Here is a 23,713-nt window from a genome sequence, read left to right as displayed (position 1 = left end):
GTGTAAAAAGACCATTATAACGCGTGAACCCCGGCAGGTTAAGGGTCAGTCGCCAATGATCAATTCCTGCGCCGGATCGCGTAGATTATAGCGTGATGCCATAGTCGCACCATAGGCGCCGGTGTTGGCAATTAATACCACATCACCGGCCCGGGTGGCCGGCATCGGACGGTCGATGCCCAGAATATCACCGCTTTCACACATCGGTCCGACGATGTTGGCGCTGAAATCACAGGGCGCATCCAATCGGGTTAAATTGACAATATTGTGCCAGGCACCGTACAGGGCCGGACGAATCAATGAATTCATGCCGGTTTCAAGTCCAATGTAACCTTGCTTGCCTTTGAGCTTGGTTTGGGTGACTTTGGCCAGCAGCACACCACAGTGTGCCACCAAAAAACGACCCGGTTCCATCCACAAGGCAATATTTGGGTGTTGCTGTTTAAAGTCGGACAAAGATGCGTTTAGGGCTTTGAAGTCCAGACCGCTGTCTCCGGGGTTTTCTTTAATCCCCAGACCACCGCCGACATTAATCACTTCAACATCTTTAAAATAAGCCAGACCGCGGGCCAGAAAATGAGCAATCCGTTGCCAGTTCCGGTGATCCAGAATGCCGCTGCCGGTGTGTGCATGTAAACCGAAGACCAGGATCTCATGTTGCTCACACCAGTCGGCCAGATTCGGCAAGGTGGACTCGGGTATCCCGAATTTTGATTGCTCCCCTGCGGTACGCACATAGCGGTGGTGTCCACTGCCATGACCCGGATCAAGGCGCAAAATAATACGCCGGTTTTTAAAAACCGCCGGATAATCATACAGCAGCGCGGGGTTGTCGATGGTGGTGGCAATGCCCTGTTCCAGCGCCCGGCTGTATTCTTCAATGGGTGCAAAATTCGGCGTAAACAGTAAATTCCGGCGATCAGGAGGTGATTCAAGGCTTAAGCAACGATCAATTTCTCCGGGTGACACCGTTTCCAGGCCAATGCCCTGCTGTAATATTTTTCCTAAAACTGCCGGATGTGCGTTGGCTTTCATGGCAAAGAAGAATCGATCCACGGCGGTCAGTGATTTTAGGATATCCGCTTGTTCAGCCAGGGTGTTTAAATCATAAACATAGCAGGGCGAATGCAAGTCTGCCATAGCCAAAAGCCGTGATCGCTGTTGCTGCCACCAGGGGATGACGGTGACCGGGTTGTCGGTGCGTCGGGCCACCAAATCCGCCCAACTCGGTCCAAATTCATCGCGTTCGGGTAAGCGGGTGATTAACACTTCATGTAACGCACGTGCCAGCTTATCGGCCTGATCTTCATCCACCACAAAGGTTTGGTTCAAGTCATTGGAAGATTGGGTGGTGATGTAAATCCGCTGGTCGGCAAAGGTGGCGACCACTGAAGCAATGGTGTCAGCCAGCGCACGAATGCGGTAACCCACCAAGGTAACAGCCGAACAGTTGGTGGTGATATTTACCGCACACAAAGGCGTTAAATGCTGTTTTAACCGGGTTAAAATAGCCGGGGTGATAACATTGTCGGCTGCATCCAATGACACGGTGACATTGGTCTGAGCGGTTGAAACCAGATCCACCGACAGTCCCAGTTCTTTATAGACCGCAAATAAATCACTCATAAAACCCGCCTGATGCCACATATTGATTGATTCCATAGACACCAGTGTCACCCGATGGCGGGTGTTAACAGCACTGACTCGGGGTTTGGTGGGACTGAATTCACGCTTTAATACAGTGCCCGGTGCATCAGGTCGCAGAGTGTTTTTAATGTATATGGGGATGTTGTATTGTTCGGCCGGCAGAATCGAGCGCGGATGAATCACGGTGCCGCCACTGGCGGCAATTTCGCGGGCTTCTTGGTAACCCAGGCGTAATAATAATTTGGCTTGCGGAATCTGGTGCGGATTGGCGCTGAAAATACCGTCCACATCGGTCCAGATTTCTATGCGTTCGGCTTGGAGTAATACGGCCATATAAGTGGCAGAGGTGTCCGAGCCGCTGCGCCCCAATAACACGGTTCGACCGGCTTCATCGGCGGCAAAAAAACCCGGCATCAGGTAGAAAGATTGTTTAAGTTGTTCCCGGATAACCGGATTGGGGTGGACCTCGCACTTGGCTGATAACACCCGGGAATGCGGGTTTCTGTGGTCATTCACCGTGGTTGTCAGCCAGTCTTTAGGATTCAGGCTGTCCACGGTCTGTCCCGTTCGAATATGGTTGATAAATACACGGTGACAGACCCGTTCGCCCCAGCACAGTAACTCGGCCTGCTGATAATCATTCAGTTGCGGTAAATCACATAACTGGCGCAATTGGCTTAAATCAGATTTAAAATCATTGATCGGCTGTTCAAAGTCATTAAGTAATGCCTTGAGTCTGCTTTCAACGGACTTATATACGCTGGTGCCGGTTTTTATTTGTGCTTCCAGGGCATTGGTTAAACCATAACAGGCCGAATGGACCACTAAAACCCGATAACCTTGTTCGATGTTGTTGCTGACTTGTTGTAGAATAGTGCGCCATTGCGCCGGTGTCGAAACCGAGCTGCCGCCAAACTTTAATACGCGCCACTGCATGCCCATGAAAGTGTTGATAAAAAGAACAGACTTTAGGGGAAAAGAGCAGTCCGTGCAAGCATAATTTTGACTTTGATTTTAACCAGAGGATTTTCATGAAACACGCCACACAATTAAACGGTGCCGCAGTCAGATGGCGCTGTGATGCTGATCAGTTGGGTTTTAAGACCACCGATGAAGTACAACCGGTTAAAGGGGTTGTGGGTCAGGATGAGGCGGTCGATGCCTTGCGGTTTGCCATTGAGTGTCGTGCTTTTGGCCAAAATGTGTATGTGCGGGGTCTCAGCGGTACCGGTCGCATGAGCATGGTGTCGGATATTCTCAAAGATTCAAAGCCACAAGTGAATGGTAAAAAAGAGCATTGCTATGTAATGAACTTTGAACAGCCCGATCGGCCACGGTTGTTGACTTTGGCGGCGGGTCAGGCACAGTCTTTTGGTCAGGCCATGGATGAACTGGCGGCTTACATCGCCGATGATTTGCGCGAATCACTGGACTCCAAAACCATGGCGGAGGAAAAGGCCGAGACCGAGACCGCTATTCAACAAGCCATTAATGCCGTCACCGAACCTTTTGAAAAGGAACTCAAAAAACAATCACTGACGTTAATGAATGTGCAAACCAATCAGGGAAATCAAACCATCATTGTTCCGGTGGTTGAGGAACAGGCGCTTGATCCGCAAAGCTGGCAACAAAAAGTCCATGCCGGAGAAATCAGCGAAGAACAGCAAAAACAACTGATGGACAGACAACAGCAATACAGTCGAGAGCTGGAGGAAATCAGCCGCCAGGTGAATGAAATCAAAAAAAACGGTATCAAAGATATCCGTGCCATCATGGAACGCTATATTTCACAATTATTGGATGTGCAGATTCAGAACATCAAAAGTCAGTTTGCCACTGAGGCTGTTCATGAATTTTTGGATGCCCTAAAACAGGATGTGATTGACCAGTATTTTTATAAAAAGAACAAAAATTATCAGCCCCGGGAACGCTATGTGGTGAATGTCCTGTTGTCCAGACGTGATGATAAAAAATGTCCGATTGTTACCGAAAGGGTGCCTACTTTGCAAAATTTATTGGGCACCATTGAAAGTAAATGGGGTGAAAACGGTCCGGTGATGGCCGATCACATGAGTATAACCGGTGGTTCCCTGCTGCAGGCAGACGGGGGCTTTCTGGTGCTGGATGCACGCGATTTGATGACCGAACCCGGTGCCTGGAAAATTTTAAAACGCACCCTGAAAAACAGTTTGCTGGAAATCGTACCGGCTGAAATGAGTTGGCCTTTCGGTCAACCTTCCTTAAAACCGGAACCGATACCGGTAAATATCCGGGTGATTTTACTGGGCGATGCCGGGTTGTATTATTTGCTGGATAACCGGGATGCGGATTTTCCTGAGTTATTTAAGGTACTCTCTGATTTTGATTCTGTGATTGACCGAAACGCCCAAGGCTTTAAGCATTACAGCGCCATTATTGCCAAAATTATTGAAGAAGATGACCTGTTGCCATTTACTGCCGAAGCGGTGGCGGGTTTAATCGAACACGGCGCGCGGGTTTGTGCCCAAAAGGATAAACTCACCGCACGTTTTTCGCGGATAGCCGATATAGCCAGAGAGGCGCATTATGTGGCGTGTAAAGGCAAGCAGCTTTTGGTTGAAGGTGAAGATGTTACCACCGCTATCCGTCGCACCAAACAGCGCGCCGGATTGCCTGCCAGAAAATTTCGTGAACAACTGGCCAACGGTACCATTAATGTCGCCACCTCAGGTAACCGGGTGGGACAAATCAACGGTTTGGCAGTGATTCACGCCGGTCCGATTGTCTATGGTTTTCCCTCCCGCATCACCGCCTCAATCGGGGCCGGCCGTGCCGGGGTGATTGATATTGAAGGTAAGGCCGGTAAATCCGGTTCCATTCACACCAAAGGGTTTGAGATACTGGGCGGTTTGCTGCGCCATATGTTGCCCTTAAAACACCCGCTCACTTTTTCCGCTTCCATTGCCTTTGAGCAGAGTTACGGCGGGATTGACGGCGATTCGGCCTCCGGTGCCGAATTTTGTTGTTTGATATCCGAATTGACGAAAATCCCTATATACCAGGGTATCAGCATGACCGGTGCCATTGACCAGCATGGTCTGTTACAAGCCATTGGCGGGGTTAATGAAAAAATAGAAGGATTTTACGATGTGTGTACCCTAAACGGCTTAAACGGCCAACAAGGTGTGATTATTCCGGCCAGTAATGCCGGAGATCTGATGCTGCGACCAGATGTGCAACAAGCCTGTATCGATGGTCAGTTTAGTGTTTTTGCGGTTGACAACATCAGTCAGGCGATGGAAATTCTGATGGGCCAACCTGCCGGTTTACTGGTGGATGGTGAATATGCGGAAAACAGTATCATGGGACAGGCCATGCAAAAAGCCCGGCAATTCTGGCAGCATGTGAACGATAAGCACTAATCGCTTAAGTGTTAAAATTGTGACTGGGGTCAAAGAAGTTAACGCAATTTTTAATTAATCTGGGTATCTTAATGATATAAAAACATTTATTTAATGATTGGATTGAACAGATCAAGATAATTTGTTAAAATGTTTTTAACTTTGAACTAACTGTGCCTTTTTAAGGTCTTAGCTCATCAAGTGAATCGGGAGTGAATATGAAGCGTCTTTTCATCACAAGTTGTCTGTTTTTTATGAGTGCTGTGGCTGTCGGCCAAACAGCTGATAAAAGCCTGCAGACTTTGTCTCAGTTTGAAAACGCGCCGATTTTACCCTTTACCTTGTCGAATTCGGATTTGTTGTTAAGTGATCCGGTTTATGCCGATGATTATGCTTTTGATTTATTACAACCGAATAACGGTCAGCGCACTTATCTGGAAAAACAAAACAATTTGTACGGCCAGCAACTGACCTTTCGAATGCAGTTTGCCGACTGGTTGTCTTTGCGGTTAGGGGTGTATGACGGTACACAAACCAGTCAATTATTTATGCTTGCACCACAAGCCGCCCATCAAAGCAATCTCTTTAAAGATTTAAGTTATCAGCTGGGTCTCAGCTCCGTGTTGGATATCAGTTCCAATTGGCGTTTTGGTCTGGATTTGAGCACCGGTCAGGTTTCCGGAGATATGTTGGGCCTGTATCAGGATCAGCTGGACACCGCCAGTTTTGGTTTGGGCGTGCGTACCCAGCGTTTTGGCGCCAGCCTGCATTCAGATTATGCCAGTAGCCGTCAAAATAGCCAGTTGTACCGTTCCAGCATCGATTTACAAGTGGACTGGCATTTTAATCAAGATGGCACTTTATCCTTCGGCGCCAGAAAGAACATGAATGATGATGTCGCCACCAATTTAGACCGTTTGACCGGCACCGTTCCCTATATCAAATTCAAACATAATCTATAATCGCCATGGCTATCACCGGTTTTAAGCCGTGTTATCGGCGGGCACTGTCTTGTTCGTCAACACTGGCTTGTCTGGTTTTGCTGGTGGCATGTCAGAGTATTCCAAAACAAACAGATGTCGCCTGTGATTTGACCCGGCCTGTTCATTTAAGTGATTTTAATCTGTCCGGTAAACTGGCCATATCAGATGGTGCCGAAGGCGGCAGTGGACGCCTCAACTGGCAACAACGGGATAATCATGTTCTGGCTCAATTTAAAGCTCCCCTGGGTCAGGGTGACTGGCTGATAGAAGAAAGTGAACAGGGTGCCCGCATGGTGATTAATGGTGAGCCGCCCTATTATGACAGCGATGCAGCCGACCTGGTGGCCGAAGCTGTGGGCTGGTCGGTGCCGTGGCACGCGCTCAAGCATTGGTTGCTGGGACAGCCCATGAATCAAAATCAAGCGGTTATCCAATATACAAAGACAACAAAAACAATCAAAGAGCAAGGTTGGACACTTGTGTATGATCGTTTTCAAGCTTCCTCCTTTGGTTGTCTGCCGCATCGGATGATGGCCAGTCAATCACCCTACAATTTGCGCTTAGTCGTTCGCCAATGGCAGTGGTGAAGGTATTATCACCGGCCAAAGTAAACCTGATGTTGCGGATTTTGGCGCAACGTTCCGATGGTTACCACGCATTGCAAAGCTGCTTTGAAGTGTTGCCCTGGGGCGACGAGATGACATTTTTCACCGAAAAAAGTCAACAGCCATCTGTCACCATATGTGGTTTTAAAACCCTTGCGCTGACTGATAATATTATTTACCGGGCGGCAGAATTACTTAAACCCTTCATTCAAGCGCCTTGTGTTGTTCATATCAAAGTGAACAAAAAGATACCCAGCGGTGCCGGACTGGGTGGTGGCAGTTCTAATGCCGCTGCTACTTTGAAAACATTGAATACACTGTGGAAGTGTCGTCTGGATGCGACATCGTTGTCTGCACTGGCTCTCAAATTAGGCGCTGATGTGCCTTTTTTTATGACAGGACAGTCAGCGCTGGTGACAGGTATCGGTGAACATATTAGGCCGATGCGGTTTTTTTCGGGTTATATTTTGTTGTTGTTTCCACCGCTGCCGATAGCCACTGAAACGGTGTTCAATCATCCCGGCTTAAAACGCAACCAAACCCCGTTGCCGGAACGATTATTACGGGATTCAAACTTTTGGATTAATGATTGTTTGCCGGTGGTTTTGTCAGAATTTAAAGAAATCAAAAAACTGTTTGATTGTTGTTATCCCGCTATGCGACTACGATTATCCGGCACCGGTTCCACGTTGTTTGCTTTGTTTGACGATAAACAGACGGCGCTTAAACAGCAAAAAATGGTTTCACAATATTGTCGAAACCGTCTGCTTGAAATATAATTGGCAACAAAAAATCCGACTTTATTAAAATTATGAATTTTGTCGGTAAAATGCATGAATTAGCTTTGCAATCATTGTTATTGTGGTTATAATATGCCGCCTTTGACAGCGATTACAAAGCTGGTAAAGAGAGAAGTTCTCGCGAATTGGGATGTCGCCAAGTGGCTAAGGCACCAGGTTTTGATCCTGGCATTCGCAGGTTCGAGTCCTGCCATCCCAGCCATATTTTGTGATGCCTGCGCTATGCGCGGGCATACTCATTTAAGGGGCCAACGAAATGTTCGATCGTGGAATCAGGTTATTTTGCGGTAACGCTAATCCTGAATTGGGCAAAAAAATTGCCAACAATCTGGGTGTGCCCCTGGGGCGTGCCAACGTTGGTCGTTTTAGTGACGGTGAAGTTTCTGTTGAGATTCGGGACAACGTCCGGGGTCAGGATATTTTTCTGATTCAGCCCACCTGCCGCCCCACAGCGGACAATTTTATGGAATTGCTGGTGATGGTGGATGCTTTAAAACGGGCCTCAGCCAAATCCGTGACCGCGGTGATTCCTTATTTTGGTTACGCCAGACAAGATCGTCGGCCGCGTTCTGCGCGGGTGCCGATTACCGCGAAAGTGGCTGCAAAAATGATTGCTGCAGTGGGTATTGACCGGGTGTTAACCGTTGATTTACATGCCGATCAAATTCAGGGTTTTTTTGATATTCCCGTGGATAATGTCTATGCTTCGCCTCTGACTTTGGCCGATATGTGGCAAAAGTATGACAGTGAGGAAGTCACGATTGTGTCACCGGATATCGGCGGTGTGGTCAGAGCCCGGGCGATCGCCAAGCGATTGGGCTGTGAGCTGGCCATTATTGACAAACGCCGACCCAAACCCAATATGGCGAAAGTGATGAACATCATCGGTGATGTGAAGGGCAAAATATGCATCCTGGTAGATGATATGATTGATACGGCGGGGACTTTATGCGCCGCTTCAACCGCATTAATGGAATGGGGCGCCAGGGAAGTGAATGCCTATTGTGTGCATCCGGTGTTATCCGGCAATGCCATTGAAAACATACAAAATTCAGACATCAATGAATTGGTGGTGACAGACACCATACCACTTCGTGAAGAAGCGCTGAATTGTAAAAAAATTCGTCAGTTATCGGTGGCCGAAATGCTCGGTGAAACGATACGGCGTATTGCTAACAGAGAGTCTGTTAGCTCCATGTACATCGATTAAAAATATCGATTGAATTAAGACTCTGGTCGCAAGGGTCTAACATTAAAAGTAGGAAATAATTATGGCTATTTATAAAGTAGATGCAAAACTCCGTGACGACGTGGGGAAAGGTGCGAGCCGCCGCTTACGTCGTGAAGGACGCGTGCCGGTGGTGCTATACGGCGCCGGGCGGGATCCCAGAAATTTAACCCTGAATCACAATAAAGTGTTGCGTTTGATTGAAGACGAAGGTTTCTTCTCAAGCATCATTGAGTTTTCTGCCGATGGTGGCGCCAAACAAAAAGTGGTTTTAAAAGACATGCAACGACACCCGGCTAAACCGGTGGTAATGCACATGGATTTTATGCGGGTGGATGATAATCAAGAATTGGTGATGAACATTCCAATTCACTTCTTGAATGCCGATAAATGTCCTGCCGGTAAAGTGGCGGGTATCGTGATTGATTATCAAATGCATGAAATTGAAATCACTTGTTTACCTAAAGATTTGCCCGAGAGTTTTGACATTGATCTGGCTGAATTTGAGGTGGGAGATTCGGTCATGCTCAGTGACATTAAGATGCCTGAAGGTGTTAAGGCCATGGCGTTTGTGCGAACTGAAGATGAAGACTATGATGAAGTGATTGTTAATACCGCCACCGTTATGGACACTTCGGATGATGAAGATGTTGAAGAGCCTGATGTGGATGTACCGACTGTTGATGAAGACGAGTCCGGTGAAGATGCTGATTCTGATGAAGAAAAAGACAGCGAATAATCTGATTTAATGACACAGATAAAACCACGGCTGTCGATGACATGCCGTGGTTTTTTTATGGAATATACCTATGATTGCCGTAATATTTGGTCTGGGCAATCCCGGCCAGGAATATAAACACACCCGCCATAATGCCGGATTTTGGTATCTTGATGCCCTGGCTGATTATGTGGGCATTCAATTTAAAAGCGAAAAAAAGTTTAATGCCGAAGTGGCTCAAACAGATTATTTTGGTGAAAAGTTATGGCTGGTTAAACCCCAAACCTATGTAAACCGTTCGGGACAGAGTGTTTTGCCTTTTACGCAATTTTACAGAATCACCGCGCAGCAGGTTCTGGTGGCTTATGATGAATTGGATATCCCGCCGGGCACTGCAAAATTTAAGCGCGGTGGCGGTCATGGCGGTCACAATGGTTTGCGCGACATAATTCCCGGTTTGGGTCCTGATTTTAAGCGTTTACGCATCGGTATTGGTCACCCTGGTGATAAATCAAAAGTAACCCCCTGGGTTCTGGGACGTCCCAATCAGAAGGATACAATCAGTATCGAACGTTGTATTGAACAATGCGTTGATATAACTGCTGATATGGTGAAAGGTTTGGATGAGCAGGTTATGCAAGTTCTTCACACAGTGGACAATAAATAATGTTTAACGGCTTGAGAAAAACAAACTTCATCCACCAAAAAGGCATCATGTCCCTGAATGGAATCAGTGATAAACAAATCAGTTTTCACGCCTGCTTGATTTAAACAATCAGACACGTCCTGTTGCAACTGGGTGGGAAACAACAAATCAGTTTGGGTACCCATAATCAAGGCTGACTCGAGTTCGACATCAGACAAAGGGTTATCAAAGATACGCCGGGCTTTGTACTGATAACCGTCAAACCAATCCATGGCACGGGACAAATAAAGATAACAGATCGGGTCAAATTGGTGAATAAAACGGTTGGCATGGTGCTCTAAATAGCTTTCCACCGGAAACTCGATGCCAAAGGGGTGTTCCGGGACTTTTTTTAAAGAGCGTGGAAAGCGCTCATTCCATTCTTCAGCAGAACGGTAAGATAACATGCCGATTTTACGGGCAAATTTCATGCCGTCAACCGGCCAGTCTTCGCGGGAATAAAATCCCCGGTTAAAATTATTATCATTAATGATGGCTTCACGCTGTAAGGAGCGAATCGCGGTACTGAAAGGTGGTGACGCAAGCCCCGCAGCAATTTGCAACCAATGGCGGGTGATATTGGGTTGCTGTTGAAGCAAAGCAATACCGGTCATACCGCCCATGGAAGGCCCGATCAGGGCATGCAGACGTTCAACACCCAGGTGCTGACACAACAAAAGGTTGCTGTGGGCAATGTCCTGTAAACATAAATCCGGAAAATCAAAGCGATAGGCACGGTTATTGGCAGGATTAATGGAAGCCGGCCCGGTGGAACCCTTGCAACTGCCTAATGAACTGGCACATATCACATAAAAATGGTTGGAATCGATGGCTTTACCGGGGCCCACCATATACTCCCACCAGCCAGGTTCGTCATCACGGTGGTGACGACAAACATGGGAATCAGGGGACAGGCCGGTCAAAATTAAAATGGCATTATCGGCTTGAGGATTCAATGTTCCCCAGGTTTCATATTGCAAACGGGCACCAAACAATCTCCCGCCACGGTAAAAAGTGAAGGGTGAAGGCAGTTGAAAATGTTTCAGATAATCCGGCATAAGCGCTATTAAAAAACGGCCTCATAGAGGCCGTATAATGAATCTCAATATTGTAGCAAAGCGACCCCTTAATAAGAAGTCGTCATGATCTTTAAATGGTGTTTCGATAACGTCGGATATAAACCGCCAAAGTCACCGTGACAGCGGCAAATAAAAGGCCGTATAACAGTTCAATTTGCATTAAGCCATTGAGCATGCTGTAAATCACTTCACCACTGGTCTGGGCGGTGGGGTCAAAATCCATTTTTTCGAAATCTTTGTGTCCAAGACCGGTGGAAAATGGAGTGGTGGCTTTAGCAAATAACAGTCCGATGGTTTGAAAAAAACCAAATTTAAATAAATTCAGGTTCACCAGAGCGTTGTACCAATACCACACAAAACCGGCCATCAGGGGGGCAAAAACTGCCAGTAGAAACGGCCGTCGTTTAGCCACTGAGGAAGCGAACATTAACCAGCCATATAAGGGTAAAGCCCATAATGATTGCACCAGACAGCCAATGATAAAAGCCCCCCAGTTTTCAATAAAGGACACATTAAGCCATAACAGTGAAAATGGATTAAGACCATTGAGCAGTAAAATCAAACTGATCACCACAAACATCATCAAATGGCTGATCATGAGTCCAAACACGAAACAAGCAGGTGCCACCACCGTCGCAGTGATGAGTTTGGATAAAACAGTCTGGGTGTCTGAAACCGGCAGAGATTTGTAAAATAATATACTGCCGTCTTTGCGATCGTCATAAAGGCTGCCCAAAAGAAAAAAGAACACCACGACAAACAAAATAAAATGGTACAAAGAACCGGTTATCAGCATAAACACATCTAAGGCAAAATTTAGTTTATCGTCACCGATATGTTGTAGCGAACCGATGGCCAGCTGTAAATTATCTCCGCCGCTGACATCCAATACAAAGCGATCCGTGGTGAAGTAGCTCAGCAGAGCCATAACCACCAGAACGATGCCGATGATTATTGGGGTTTTGAAAAAAGAACCTTTGTGTTCTCGGAATTCTAACTTCAGTAAAGCCGAAAACGTTTTTATGCGGTTTTTCATGATGCGTCCTCCTTCATGATGGCAACAAATAAATCTGATACCGAAGGTCTTTGCACTTCCCCCAGTATTTCCACCTGATCGCGTGAAGCGGCTTTAAATAACATGATGTAGCGGTTAAAAACCTTTTTAACCGTCAGCGGTTTTAACGCCATGGCTTTATCATAATCATTTTGGTGCACCATCACTTCAAAATAGTCACGCGTAAGGCTGTCCATATCACTGTTTAAGACAATTTCACCGTCCTTGATAAACACCACATCGGTGAGGATATGTTCAATTTCTTCCACCTGGTGGGTGGTGATAATAATGGTGCGCTCATGGGTAAAGTAATCGTTGATGAGGTTGTCATAAAATTCTTTGCGAAACAGGATATCCAAACCCAGGGTGGGCTCATCAAGAACCAGTAACTGGGCGTCAATCGACATCACAATCGCCAAATGTAATTGTGCCACCATCCCTTTGGAAAGTTGTTTCACTTTATGGCTGGGTTTGACCTTGGTTTTGGCGATGAATGTTTCTGCTTTGCGGCGGTTAAAATTGGGATGAACCTGCTCGGTGTAGTCAAGTAATTGTCTGACCTGAATCCATTTAGGCAGTACCGCCACGTCAGCGATAAAGCAAATGTCTTTCATCAATTCGGCGCGTTTTTTAAATGGATCAATGCCCAAAACCGATAAATCACCGTCACAGGGTGCTAAACCAAGAACCGCTTTAAGGAAGGTGGTTTTTCCGGCACCGTTGGGGCCGATTAAACCGACCACTTTTCCCCGTTCAATCTCAATGTTGATGTCTTTTAAGGCCTGGAACTGACCATAATTTTTATTTAAGTGATGGGCTTTCAGTAAAGCGCTCATGATTGTCTCCCGGTTTTTTCTAAGGATTTAATTAATGCATCGGTGTCGATGTTGAGTTGTTCGATTTTTTGCAGAACATGGGGCCATTGTTTTTGTATAAAATCCTGGCGTTGCTGCTGCTGTAAAATAACCTGAGCCTGGTCACTGACAAACATACCAAGGCCGCGTTTTTTGCTCACCAGATTATCATCCACAAGAATTTGGTAGGATTTTGATACGGTGATGGGGTTGACCTGATAATCCATCGCCAATTGTCGCACCGAAGGGAGTGCGTCGCCGGCCGCCACATCGCCATTTAAAATCATGTCTTTAATCTGATCAGCCAATTGTAAATAAATGGGTTGGCTGTCATTCCAGTTATGTGACATGGGTTTACCTGATGGCCGGCAACAGCAAAATAAAGCTGTGATTTAATTTATTGAGTTTTTGAAGCGGCGCGACCTGCTGGCTGATTTCAGCTTCAGCGGCTGGCATCGGGCTGAAATTTAACCAATAGCCAATCATTAAACTCATGGTTAAGGCGGTTAATAGCAGTGCAGTGGCCAATAGATTTTGTTTGAGATCAGTCATCATAAAACCTGTGTGTGTATAATAGTGTTGTAGTTTACTATAACACCATAACAAATGCAAATAGCCCATAAGTCATGTTTCAGACGGTTAGCGATAAATGGGAGGTTCCTGTCGACCTAATCGGTATAAACTTCCGTGGTTTTTAAAATATTCTGTTCGATCTTGTTCGGATTGAAGTGAGCAATCGAGCGCATACTCAAGGCGTTCCTTCCCCGAAACTGAGAAATCATCCGCTAAAATCCAGCTTAGTCTTTCACGGGCATATGCGGTTAAAGCCGGGACTTGCAAGCTGGGCAGGTTATGATAGGGCTTTTGATCAATTTTAAGCCGGCATTCAAGACTGGAGGCTGCGCGCGATGAGGCTTGCCGGTGTGACAAGCGTATGTCCATGCGTTTTTTGCCGATGTCTAAGGAGGTGATTTCGATGAGGGTGTGTAAATTGGTGTTGGGTTTTTCCAGTCGGGGCGGACCACAGGCTGTTAACAGCGCCACCATGCCAATTAACATCATGCGTTGAATCATAATTAATCCCAAAAAAATAAACCATGATTATACGATGGACCGGCAGCGGTTAACATGATTTAACAGAACCGATTTTTGTAACCCAGAGTTGCTCTCGGCCGTTGTTCAATATCGAATAGAGATTGAACCTGCCGGTATTTATTTTCTGTAAAGAGCTCAAACACCGCCTGTTGCTGGTTGTATCCGTGTTCTACCACAAGTAAACCGTCGGCCTGTAAATAGTCAGCAGCCTGTTCTATGATGATCTTTAAATCGGCCAAACCTCTTTGCTCGGCCACCAGTGCGTTGATCGGTTCATGGTTTAAGTCTTCCAAATGCAGATCACCGGGTTCGATGTAAGGCGGGTTGCTGACAATTAAATCAAAATCATGGGTCGTTATCTTTGAAAACCAGTGGCTTTGAATAAACTGAATGCGGTTTAAGCGGTATATTTGGGCATTTTTCCGGGCCACTTTAAGCGCTTCTGGACTGATGTCGGTGGCCGTTACCGCACTGTCTGGAAATAACCGTGCCAGAACAATGGCCAAAGCACCGGAGCCGGTGCCTAAATCCAGTATTTGTTTGGGTTTTATCGGTAATTCAAGCACAGTTTCAATGATTAATTCCGTATCCGGACGCGGAATTAAGGTGTGTTCGTTGACCTTTAGCTGCACATCCCAAAACGCTTGTTCGCCGGTGATATAGGCCAGTGGTTTGCCGGCTGAATAATGTTTTAGGTATTGGTTGAGCTGTTGGGTTTGTTGTGACGTTAAGAAGAGGTCATCGTGGGCATATAGCCACGCGGTAGATTGTTCTAAAACATGGGTCAGCAGTTGTCGGCGCACAGCCAGGGGAATACCCCGATGTTCCGAAGCCAGCCACTGCGCTATGGTGTTCAAACCTGATCGCGATGATATTGGTTGGCGTTGTTATTAACTGAAGTTTGCCCGAAACAATTGATCGCCATCATTTTCTCCATCAAAGCCGGCTTTGCTTAAACGGTCCCTGTCACCCTCAAAAGGCAGTGAATTAATCACATCATGGGTTGCCACATCAGTTTGGGTGGAGACCGAAAGGATGGGTTGGTTGCTTAAGAAAACAACGGCGGTCAGCGTAAAAACAACGGCCAAAGATGGCATTAAAACAGGTGATTTTGGACGCAAAGCGTTGAAGAAATTGTGCAAACGATGAGATAACGATGCGTTTTGAGTGTGGCGTTGAGTTTGAATAATATCCTGTGCCACTTGCTCGCCCCAGGGCTGCATATGAATGGCCAGTTTAACCGCCTGAGCCGAATGGAAATCACTGACAATGGTTTCTGCGTGGCTCATATTGGGCGTACCCAGACAATCAGTCAGGTTGAAATTATCATCGGCCGCTTGTGTGCTGTTTTGAAAAATTTGTGCCAATTGTTGTTCAGTTAATTTCATAGTCAATACCCATTCTTTCTAATTGTTCCTTTAACGCATTCATGGAACGTTTGGATAAATTTTCTGCTTTATAGTAAGACCATCCGGTCAAAGCCATCATTTCTTTTACGGTGTAACCCTGTAAGCGCATCTTGACGGCAACCCGGCGGTCTTCCGGCAAGCATTCAATCGCCTTTAAAAGATTCTTGCGTAATTCTTTATCGGCCAGTTTATCGTCCGGCTGCTGAACCTCGCTGTCGAGTTCAGCCCGGAAGCTGTCCGTTTCATCACGGTGTTCAGGTAATTGTGTTTCTTGTGCATGGCGGTTATTTGCCCGGGCTAAGTCAACAATCACATTGGCCGTGATTCTGTATATATAAGACGCAAGGTTTTCGATTTCTCGGTCACTGTCCAGCAACTTAATTACGCGAATAGAGACTTCCTGATACACATCATCACGGGTGACGCCGGTGATGTTGATTTGCTTGCTGAACACAGCCTGATCGATAAGGTGCTGATGTTTCTGAAACAGGATGGTTAGTTGCTGCTTATTCACGTCTTTGTTGTTAACTGATGTAGGACAGTATAACCCCTCGGGTGTTGGCCAAATGATTCTGCTGACAATAATCCAAAGGGGTGAAGCCTTGTTTATCTTTGGTTTTGGCATCAGCCTGCCATTTTAACAGTTGATGGGCCAGTGAGGCCACTTGCTGGTCTTTATCCCTGCGACCTAAAAAGGTTAATAAAGCCAAGGGTGTGCGGCCATGTTGGTCGCGCTGATTAATCGGAACCTGATAACTGTGAATTAATTTTAGGGTTTGTAAAGCTTTACCGGTTTGGCTGTAATAGGCAGCGGCGGAAACCACATTATGGTATAAATTACCGTTGGTTGGGTCAAGGCTCAGTGGGTTGGCACCGGCTTCCACCAGTCTGCTCAGGCAGGATTCACTCCATTGTGCCGCAGCCAGGTTTACATACGGATATCCGCCAGGGCCTTGTTGGTTTAACTTAACCTGATGACGTAACAGTAATTCAACCACATTATCTGAGCGGCTGATTAAAGCACTGGATAAAGCCGTGCTGCCATTTTGGCTGCGAAAATTCACATCGGCGCCTTGTTCAATGAGGAAAGAACACACCGCGCGTTTGCCTTGGCCTGCGGCATGAATTAGTGCGGTACAGTCTTTTTGATCGGTTTGATTGATGTTGGCACCTTTGAGCAAGAACCGGTTTAACTGGCCAAGGTTTCCTTTGGCAATGGCATCGAACCATTCATTGTGTGGGGTTGTGCGGTGTTTTGGCGTATGGTTTTTTTTTGTTTGTTCACGACTTTGTGGCGCAGATGTCTGATCAGTAAATAAGGGCAGTTCCATTTGTTGTTGTTTGGCAATGACAGCATCCAGTCGCTTGGCAATGTCAGGGTGTTTTTGTTTGGCTAAATCGTAGGCAGATTGTGACTGTTTGTTTGGCTTCACCATGGAAACGTCATAATCCAGCAGCAGCTGGATGAGTTTGACAGACGGGTTTTTTGATTTTAAAGCCAGCACAAGGGCGTTGTCTTTATTGAGGTTACAATGGTTGACATTGGCACCTGCTTCAATCAGCTGTTGAACCAGTGAGATGGATTGGCTGGTGATGGCATCGAGTAATGCGGTCATACCGTAATCATCGCAGTGATTGACATCATCGCAGTGATTTAAAATAAAAGTGAATTTTTTTTCATGCCCCAGTAAGCAAACGGTCATTAAGCCGGTTCGGTTCTGACTGTCCGTACAGTTAATATTGGCGGTGTGGCGATAGACCAGATCAAGACCGGTGATGTCATCTTTGTTATACTGACAGGCGGCGATAAACGGCGGTGTGTAGGAATAATTGGGTAAGTTGTTGTGTTCAAGTATATAGCGTGCCACTTGCCACCGGCCATGTCTTAAAGCCATGTTTAAAGGGGCAAATTCTTCACTGTCAACGGTATCCATGGCGATACCGTCTGCGATAAGTTGCTTCAACCGGTCAAGCTGGCCCCGTCGGCAACAATTCAGAATATCTTTTTTTGTGGTGGCTTTTGATGACACAAATTTAATCCATTAAGCAACGCTGACAACTATTCAGGATTAAAAGTTAGTATGGCCGTTAATCCCGCGGTTTTGTTTTGTCTGATTTCAATCTGCCAATTATACAGCTCACATAAACGTTTGACGATAGCCAGACCAATGCCGGACCCTTTTGAACTGGTTTTGTTGGCTCGGTAGTGACGTTCAAACAATTTTGGCAGTTCAGATTCGTTCACACCCACGCCTTCATCCTGAACCATAACAGATTGTTGATCTATAATAATATGAATGGTGCCTTCGGTGGAATATTTTATGGCATTGCCAATCAGATTGCCAAGCACCACGGACACCACCGATTCAGGGGCCTTGACTTGCAGCCAGTCATTTTCAATGATTTTGGTTTTCACCGGTTTGAGTTTCAGGGTGTCCTGGTGGCTGTCTAAAATCTTACGAATGATGGCGGCCGGCTGTGTTCTTTCAAGTCCCTGGTTTTCCTTGCGTTCTTCTCGCGCCAGCAACAACAGTGTTTCAGTCAGTTCAGTGGACTGTTTGACGGCCCGTTCAATCCGGTTAATGCGTTTAAGTTCTTTGTCTGAAATGTTGGGGTTGGATTTTATAAGCTCCACTGTACTGCTGATCACCGCCAGCGGTGTGCGCAATTCATGACTGACATCGGCATTAAATTCTTTATCTCGGGTTACATAGTCGGTTAATCTTTGCGCATAATTGTCCAGCGCGTGAGCCACTTTTCCCACTTCGTCTTCCGTGAAATAAGGTGCCAGCGGTTCAATGTGGGTGTCGGCGGATAAATGTTCCAGCTTGGCAGCCAGTTTACTCAAGGGTTTCAGGGCTTTTTTCGACACATAAATGGCCAGCAAATAAGCCAGCACCAAAAAAACAGCCAACATGCCGCCAAAGATAATCCACAGCATGCGGTTGTTTTGTTTCATATGGCTGATGTCGTATTTGATATAACCCCAAATGGGCTGTCCTTCGACTTTATTTTTTTTATTGACAGCGACAATATAGGTTTTGCCGCCTTCATTGAGGATATGGGTGCCGTCTTCTAAGTCTTTATAGTGAAGCGGTAAGTCGGTGTGAAAATTGTCAGGGGTGGTGATGACGCCTTGTACATTTGAAGACAGGGGCTGACCCAGTACATTCTTTGGATTGGCAGCCAATTTCCGCATGTAACCATCCAGATCCTGCTGGATGGTTTGTTCTATCAGTTCGGTTTGCAGGTTTTGCCGGATACTGAGTGAAGCCAGCGCAAACAAAATGGTTAATAAAGTACTGAACGCCAGAAAAGCAATAATAATCCGGCTTTTTATACTATTCCGAAAGTTCATCGGGGTCGGATATGTGATAGCCTATGCCATGTCGGGTATGAATTAATTGTTTGTCGAAGGGTTTGTCGATGGTGGTTCTCAGTCCGTGAATATGAACCCGCAACGAATCAGAATCGGGCATTTCTTCACCCCAGACCTTAACTTCAAGTTCTTCTCTCGGCACCACATAGGGACTTGATTCCATCAGTATTTGTAAAAGTTTTAAACCAGTGGGATTCATTTTCAGTTTTTGGCCGTCACGTTTGACGATTAAAGAATCCAAATTAAATTCCAGATCCGCTACCTGCAGGGTGCGGTTAAGATTTTTCTTCTTGCGGGTGCCCAAGACATTGACCCGGGCTTCCAGTTCTTGTAAAGCAAAAGGTTTAACCATGTAATCATCGGCACCGTATTCAAAACCTTCCAGTTTCTGGCTTAAGGTATCGCGGGCAGTGAGCATTATCACCGGTGTGTTCTTTTTGGCGTCTTTACGCAGTTTTTTGCACAAATCCAGTCCATCCATACCGGGTAACATTAAGTCTAAAATAATCACATCAAAGTCGTTGCTCACCGCTAAATGCAGACCGGTCACGCCATCACCGGCATAATCGACAATGTGGTCTTTTTCTTCAAAATAATCAACTATATTGGCAGCGATGTCGGTGTTATCTTCAACCACTAATATTTTCATAAGTTTATCCCTTTAATCAGAACAAAGAACCTGGATTTATGACCGTAGCGGGTCTTTGTTGTTAATGATATTGAGAAAAAAAATCCCAAGAAGTTAAAAACTCCTTGGGAAATATGATGCCCAGATTTAAGTCAAATTGTTTTGGAGAACCTTGACTATGGGTTTATTGTACTAACATTTCTGTTAAAACGTCGTTAATTCCAAATTAAAAGATTGTGAATAATGTCTTTGTTACAACCTTGTTTTGGTCCGTGCATAGGCAGGATATGTGATAGAATCTGTTCGTTTTAAGGGCAACCCACTTTATACCTATGATTCGCTTTGTTGTTTTGTTTCTTGTAATTCTGGTTTCACTGTTTCTGTTAGAAATTTATGAGCCGGTGCGTCAGTCGGTGGTGCTGCCTTTTACCGGTTTTTTGGCCACGGTGAGCTCTTGGATTGTGCAATTATTTGATGCCAATGTGCATGCCTATGGTGACATTATTCAGGACACCAAAACCATGGTTGCCATTCAAATCGCTCCAGGGTGTAATGGGGTGGAGGCGATGATTATCCTGCTGGCGGCGATTGTGGCGTTTCCGTCCTCTCTTTGGTATAAAATTAAAGGCTTATTTTTTGGATTTCTGGCCATTCAATCACTTAATCTGGTGCGCATTATTTCCCTGTTTTATTTATTACAATGGAATCAGACCTGGTTTGAATGGTTTCATTTATATTTGTGGCAGGCGTTAATTATATTAGACGCGTTAATTGTCTGGTTGATTTGGCTTCGTTATTTGCCGAAAAAAACCGAAACTGACAACAACCATCCGTCAGACAAATCCCATGTACAATCACAAGCCACGGCTTTAAAGGAGACGCATTAATGCAGCAAAAATTTATTCTTTTGGCTTTTATTTCACTGTTATCGGCCTGCCAATCCACACCCACCAAGGAGTTAAATATGAATCTATCCAAGCCGCCCGTTGCCAAAAAAGTTCCCCATACTTTAACAATACATGGTGATAAGCGTGTGGATAATTACCATTGGCTGCGGGATGATCAACGCAGCAATCCTGACGTTTTGGCTTACCTTGAAGCAGAGAACAAATACACCGAAGCACAATTAAAAGATGTTGAGCCACTGGCAGAGAGCTTGTACCGGGAAATCACTGCCCGCATTAAACAAAACGATGAATCTGTACCCTATCAATTGGGCGAATACTGGTATTACAGTCGCTATTCAGAAGGTCAGGAGTACCCGATTTATGCGCGCAAAAAAGGGCAATTAGCGGCCCCGGAACAGCTGTTGCTGGATGTAAATGAACTGGCCAAAGACTATGCCTACTATGCCAGTAACTTTCAAAAACCCAGTCCAAATCATAAAATTTATGGTTTTTCCGAGGACACGGTCAGCCGCCGTCAGTACGATCTGCGCTTTAAAGACCTGACGAGCGGTCAAATGCTGCCGGATGTGATAAAGAACACCACCGGTTCAATTGCCTGGGCCAAAGACAGTGAAACCTTTTTTTACACCCGTAAACATCCCGTTACACTTTTGCCATATCGGGTTTACCGTCACCGATTGGGCACACCGGTGAGTGAGGATGTGCTGGTTTACCAAGAACCCGACGATACCTTTTATCTGTCTTGTTACACCTCACGCTCCGGTGATTATATTATGATTCAGATTGAATCCACCACCCAGAGTGAAGCCCTGTATTTGGATGCAGCAAATCCCACAGGCGAATTTGCCTCAGTATTGCCGCGAGAACAAAAACATGAGTATTCAGTGGAAGACTATCAGGGCGACTGGATTATTGTGACCAACTGGAAAGCTTTAAATTCACGGGTGATGCGCGCAACCATCGGTGATTCTCAGGATAAAAACCGATGGCAGGAAATCATTCCTCATGATAATGAAACACTCATTTATGATGTTGAGGCTTTTAAAGACTGGCTGGCGGTGGATCAACGCCACAATGGCCTGAAACATATCAAAGTTAAAAACTGGACAACCGGGGATGAGAAAATCATTCAGGGTGAAGAATCGGTGTCCACCATGTGGGTGGGCCATAACCCCGAACAAAACACCAACAGCATGCGTTACAGCTATGATTCATTTACTGCGCTGGACAGTATTTATGAAGTCGATTTAAACACAGACGAAAAAACTTTGCTCAAACAGGATGAAATCAATGGCCCTTACAATCCCGATGCATACCACGCCGAGCGTCTGCTGATCACAGCACGGGACGGTGCGCAAGTGCCGGTATCACTGGTGTATAAAAAGTCAGATCAAGCCTTAAACGAACGGCCATTGTTGGTTTACGGTTACGGTTCTTATGGTCATTCCATTGACCCGAGCTTTTCAGTCAGCCGATTGTCTTTGTTGGACCGCGGATTTGTTTATGCGGTGGCGCATATTCGGGGATCGCAGGCTAAAGGCCGCGCGTGGTATGAAGACGGTAAAATGTTCAATAAATTAAACACCTTCACCGATTTTATAGACGCCTCAAAAGCCCTTTTGGATAAAGGCTACGGCGATCCCGAAAGGATGTACGCCTGGGGCGGCAGTGCCGGCGGCTTGTTGATGGGCGCGGTGGCCAATATGGCCGGCGATTTGTATGATGGTATGATTGCCAGTGTTCCGTTTGTGGATGTGGTTACCACCATGCTGGATGAAAGCTTACCGTTAACCACCGGTGAATTTGAAGAATGGGGCAATCCTAAAAACAAAGATTCTTATGAATATATGCTGTCTTACTCACCCTATGATCAGGTCAAAGCACAGGATTATCCCAATATCCTGGTGACCACCGGATTACATGATTCACAAGTGCAATACTTTGAACCGGCCAAATGGGTGGCAAAATTGCGGGACATGAAAACCGATGATAACTTATTGTTAATGCGCACTAATATGGACACCGGTCACGGCGGTGCTTCGGGTCGTTTTAGTTACTATAAGGAAACCGCACAGGACTATGCATTTTTACTAAAATTAGCGGGTATAAAACAGTAAAAAACCTGACCCACATCAAAAAATAAGACTGATCTTTTACATATAATGCCTGTCGCCTGGGCGTCGTATAATAGTCGGCGCCTTTCTTAAAAATTTAAGGAAAATAAAGATCCATGTTAGCCAACCCGATTCTCGATAAACTCACCCAAAAACTGTCTGACCAGTATTCTGAAGCCGAATTGATTTTAAAGGCCGAAATGGCACAACAAATCATCGACCTAAAACAGCAAAAAAACGCCTTAATACTGGGCCATAACTACATGGAACCGGCGTTGTTTCACACAGTACCTGATTTTACCGGTGATTCCCTGGAATTATCCCGAAAAGCCGCCGAGACGGATAAAGACATTATTGTTTTTTGCGGCGTCGAATTTATGGCCGAAACGGCCAAAATTCTAAGTCCTGACAAAATGGTGTTGGTGCCGTCAAGCCAAGCCGGTTGTTCATTGGCCGAATCAATCACCGCAGCCGATGTCAGAAAACTGAAAGAACAGTTTCCAGGGGTGCCGGTGGTGACCTATATCAATACCTATGCCGATGTCAAAGCTGAAACAGATATCTGCTGCACCTCGGGTAATGCAAAACAAGTGGTGGAATCACTGAACTCAGATACGGTGATATTTTTGCCCGATGAGTATCTGGCGGGAAATATTGCCCGCGAAACCGGTAAACACATTATATTCCCGAGCAAAACCAAAGGCACCGACAAGGATGTGGACGTACAGCTCATTGGCTGGCACGGCCGTTGTGAGGTCCATGACCAGTTTACAGTGGAAGACATTGAACATGTCCGGGCCACGTATCCTGATGCCAAGGTTCTGGCGCATCCCGAATGTAAGCCTGAAGTGGTGGATGCCGCTGATTTCTCAGGCAGTACCACGGCCATGATTAACTATATTCGGGATAATCATTTACCACGCTATTTATTACTTACTGAATGTGCCATGGGCGATAACATTCATGCCGAAAACCCGAACCGGGAAATGCTGCGGATGTGTCATGTGCGATGTCCGCACATGAATCAGATACAACTCAAAGACACCTATAATGCTTTACTGTTTAATCAATATCAGATCATTATGGATGAGGACATCAGACAACGGGCTTATCAGGCCGTCAATCGTATGTTGCAAATCGGCTAATA

General features: G+C 45.9%; 23 protein-coding genes and 1 tRNA gene. 11 read left to right on the top strand and 13 right to left on the bottom strand.

Annotated elements, in window-relative coordinates; translation table 11 throughout:
- Positions 1 to 45 precede the first annotated feature (45 nt).
- Positions 46 to 2,589: a bifunctional aspartate kinase/diaminopimelate decarboxylase gene (locus tag IEV16_RS07990; protein ID WP_188365160.1), complete on the bottom strand. Its 2,544-nt coding sequence runs from the start codon at positions 2,587 to 2,589 to the stop codon at positions 46 to 48.
- Between the two features lie 89 nt (positions 2,590 to 2,678).
- Here IEV16_RS07990 and IEV16_RS07985 point away from each other — a divergent pair, with 89 nt between their 5' ends.
- The 8 genes from IEV16_RS07985 to pth all read left to right on the top strand — a co-directional run bounded on the left by IEV16_RS07985 (position 2,679) and on the right by pth (position 10,028).
- Positions 2,679 to 5,048, top strand: coding sequence for a Lon protease family protein (locus IEV16_RS07985; RefSeq protein ID WP_188365159.1), 2,370 nt, complete (start codon positions 2,679 to 2,681; stop codon positions 5,046 to 5,048).
- 197 nt (positions 5,049 to 5,245) lie between these two features.
- Positions 5,246 to 5,989 carry a hypothetical protein gene (locus IEV16_RS07980; RefSeq protein WP_188365158.1) on the top strand — a complete coding sequence of 248 codons (744 nt, stop codon included), beginning with the start codon at positions 5,246 to 5,248 and terminating at the stop codon, positions 5,987 to 5,989.
- Positions 5,990 to 5,994: 5 nt separating this feature from the next.
- Entirely contained in the window at positions 5,995 to 6,597 is a 603-nt protein-coding gene (gene lolB / locus IEV16_RS07975; RefSeq protein ID WP_188365157.1) for a lipoprotein insertase outer membrane protein LolB, read from the top strand.
- Complete coding sequence (gene ispE, locus IEV16_RS07970; RefSeq protein ID WP_188365156.1) at positions 6,585 to 7,394, top strand: 4-(cytidine 5'-diphospho)-2-C-methyl-D-erythritol kinase; 810 nt, start codon at positions 6,585 to 6,587, stop codon at positions 7,392 to 7,394. Before lolB ends, ispE begins: the two co-directional genes overlap by 13 nt.
- Positions 7,395 to 7,541: 147 nt before the next feature.
- Positions 7,542 to 7,617: transfer RNA gene (locus IEV16_RS07965), tRNA-Gln, on the top strand.
- Between the two features lie 54 nt (positions 7,618 to 7,671).
- Positions 7,672 to 8,625: a ribose-phosphate diphosphokinase gene (locus IEV16_RS07960; RefSeq protein ID WP_188365155.1), complete on the top strand. Its 954-nt coding sequence runs from the start codon at positions 7,672 to 7,674 to the stop codon at positions 8,623 to 8,625.
- Between the two features lie 61 nt (positions 8,626 to 8,686).
- Positions 8,687 to 9,382 (top strand): 50S ribosomal protein L25/general stress protein Ctc, encoded by a 696-nt coding sequence (locus IEV16_RS07955; protein ID WP_188365154.1) that lies wholly within the window; start codon positions 8,687 to 8,689, stop codon positions 9,380 to 9,382.
- Positions 9,383 to 9,452: 70 nt separating this feature from the next.
- Positions 9,453 to 10,028, top strand: coding sequence for an aminoacyl-tRNA hydrolase (pth, locus tag IEV16_RS07950; protein WP_188365153.1), 576 nt, complete (start codon positions 9,453 to 9,455; stop codon positions 10,026 to 10,028).
- Here the strand turns inward: pth and metX are convergent.
- The 12 genes from metX to IEV16_RS07890 form a co-directional block, all read right to left on the bottom strand.
- Entirely contained in the window at positions 10,007 to 11,104 is a 1,098-nt protein-coding gene (metX, locus tag IEV16_RS07945) for a homoserine O-acetyltransferase MetX (protein WP_188365152.1), read from the bottom strand. The two genes, pth and metX, sit on opposite strands and share 22 nt — an antisense overlap.
- Positions 11,105 to 11,195: 91 nt before the next feature.
- On the bottom strand, positions 11,196 to 12,161 hold the full coding sequence (locus IEV16_RS07940) for a hypothetical protein (RefSeq protein ID WP_188365151.1): 966 nt from the start codon (positions 12,159 to 12,161) through the stop codon (positions 11,196 to 11,198).
- Positions 12,158 to 13,015 (bottom strand): ABC transporter ATP-binding protein, encoded by an 858-nt coding sequence (locus IEV16_RS07935; protein ID WP_188365150.1) that lies wholly within the window; start codon positions 13,013 to 13,015, stop codon positions 12,158 to 12,160. Before IEV16_RS07935 ends, IEV16_RS07940 begins: the two co-directional genes overlap by 4 nt.
- Entirely contained in the window at positions 13,012 to 13,383 is a 372-nt protein-coding gene (locus tag IEV16_RS07930) for a GntR family transcriptional regulator (protein ID WP_188365149.1), read from the bottom strand. Before IEV16_RS07930 ends, IEV16_RS07935 begins: the two co-directional genes overlap by 4 nt.
- 4 nt (positions 13,384 to 13,387) lie before the next feature.
- Positions 13,388 to 13,588, bottom strand: a complete 201-nt coding sequence (locus IEV16_RS07925; RefSeq protein ID WP_188365148.1) for a hypothetical protein — start codon at positions 13,586 to 13,588, stop codon at positions 13,388 to 13,390.
- Between the two features lie 84 nt (positions 13,589 to 13,672).
- Positions 13,673 to 14,107 (bottom strand): hypothetical protein, encoded by a 435-nt coding sequence (locus tag IEV16_RS07920; RefSeq protein ID WP_188365147.1) that lies wholly within the window; start codon positions 14,105 to 14,107, stop codon positions 13,673 to 13,675.
- A 59-nt stretch (positions 14,108 to 14,166) separates the two neighbouring features.
- Entirely contained in the window at positions 14,167 to 14,985 is an 819-nt protein-coding gene (gene prmC / locus IEV16_RS07915) for a peptide chain release factor N(5)-glutamine methyltransferase (protein WP_188365146.1), read from the bottom strand.
- Positions 14,986 to 15,018: 33 nt separating this feature from the next.
- Positions 15,019 to 15,516, bottom strand: coding sequence for a hypothetical protein (locus tag IEV16_RS07910; RefSeq protein ID WP_188365145.1), 498 nt, complete (start codon positions 15,514 to 15,516; stop codon positions 15,019 to 15,021).
- Positions 15,503 to 16,051: an RNA polymerase sigma factor gene (locus IEV16_RS07905; protein ID WP_188365144.1), complete on the bottom strand. Its 549-nt coding sequence runs from the start codon at positions 16,049 to 16,051 to the stop codon at positions 15,503 to 15,505. The genes IEV16_RS07910 and IEV16_RS07905 overlap by 14 nt, the downstream gene beginning before the upstream one ends.
- Positions 16,052 to 16,061: 10 nt before the next feature.
- Complete coding sequence (locus tag IEV16_RS07900) at positions 16,062 to 17,567, bottom strand: ankyrin repeat domain-containing protein (RefSeq protein WP_188365143.1); 1,506 nt, start codon at positions 17,565 to 17,567, stop codon at positions 16,062 to 16,064.
- Positions 17,568 to 17,596: 29 nt separating this feature from the next.
- Positions 17,597 to 18,895, bottom strand: a complete 1,299-nt coding sequence (locus tag IEV16_RS07895) for a sensor histidine kinase (RefSeq protein ID WP_188365142.1) — start codon at positions 18,893 to 18,895, stop codon at positions 17,597 to 17,599.
- The gene (locus IEV16_RS07890) at positions 18,879 to 19,565 is read right to left on the bottom strand and encodes a response regulator transcription factor (protein WP_188365141.1); all 687 of its coding nucleotides are present in this window, start codon (positions 19,563 to 19,565) and stop codon (positions 18,879 to 18,881) included. The genes IEV16_RS07895 and IEV16_RS07890 overlap by 17 nt, the downstream gene beginning before the upstream one ends.
- Positions 19,566 to 19,876: 311 nt before the next feature.
- Here IEV16_RS07890 and xrtH point away from each other — a divergent pair, with 311 nt between their 5' ends.
- The 3 genes from xrtH to nadA all read left to right on the top strand — a co-directional run bounded on the left by xrtH (position 19,877) and on the right by nadA (position 23,711).
- Entirely contained in the window at positions 19,877 to 20,431 is a 555-nt protein-coding gene (gene xrtH / locus IEV16_RS07885; protein WP_188365140.1) for an exosortase H, read from the top strand.
- The gene (locus IEV16_RS07880; RefSeq protein WP_229728295.1) at positions 20,431 to 22,569 is read left to right on the top strand and encodes a S9 family peptidase; all 2,139 of its coding nucleotides are present in this window, start codon (positions 20,431 to 20,433) and stop codon (positions 22,567 to 22,569) included. Before xrtH ends, IEV16_RS07880 begins: the two co-directional genes overlap by 1 nt.
- Positions 22,570 to 22,682: 113 nt before the next feature.
- Positions 22,683 to 23,711 carry a quinolinate synthase NadA gene (gene nadA, locus IEV16_RS07875; RefSeq protein ID WP_188365139.1) on the top strand — a complete coding sequence of 343 codons (1,029 nt, stop codon included), beginning with the start codon at positions 22,683 to 22,685 and terminating at the stop codon, positions 23,709 to 23,711.
- Positions 23,712 to 23,713: the final 2 nt, after the last annotated feature.

The sequence above is a fragment of the Marinicella pacifica genome (assembly GCF_014636635.1).
Taxonomy (GTDB): Bacteria; Pseudomonadota; Gammaproteobacteria; order Xanthomonadales; family Marinicellaceae; genus Marinicella; species Marinicella pacifica.
Note: the sequence above shows the minus strand (reverse complement) of the source record. Positions and strands in the feature narration are given on the sequence as shown.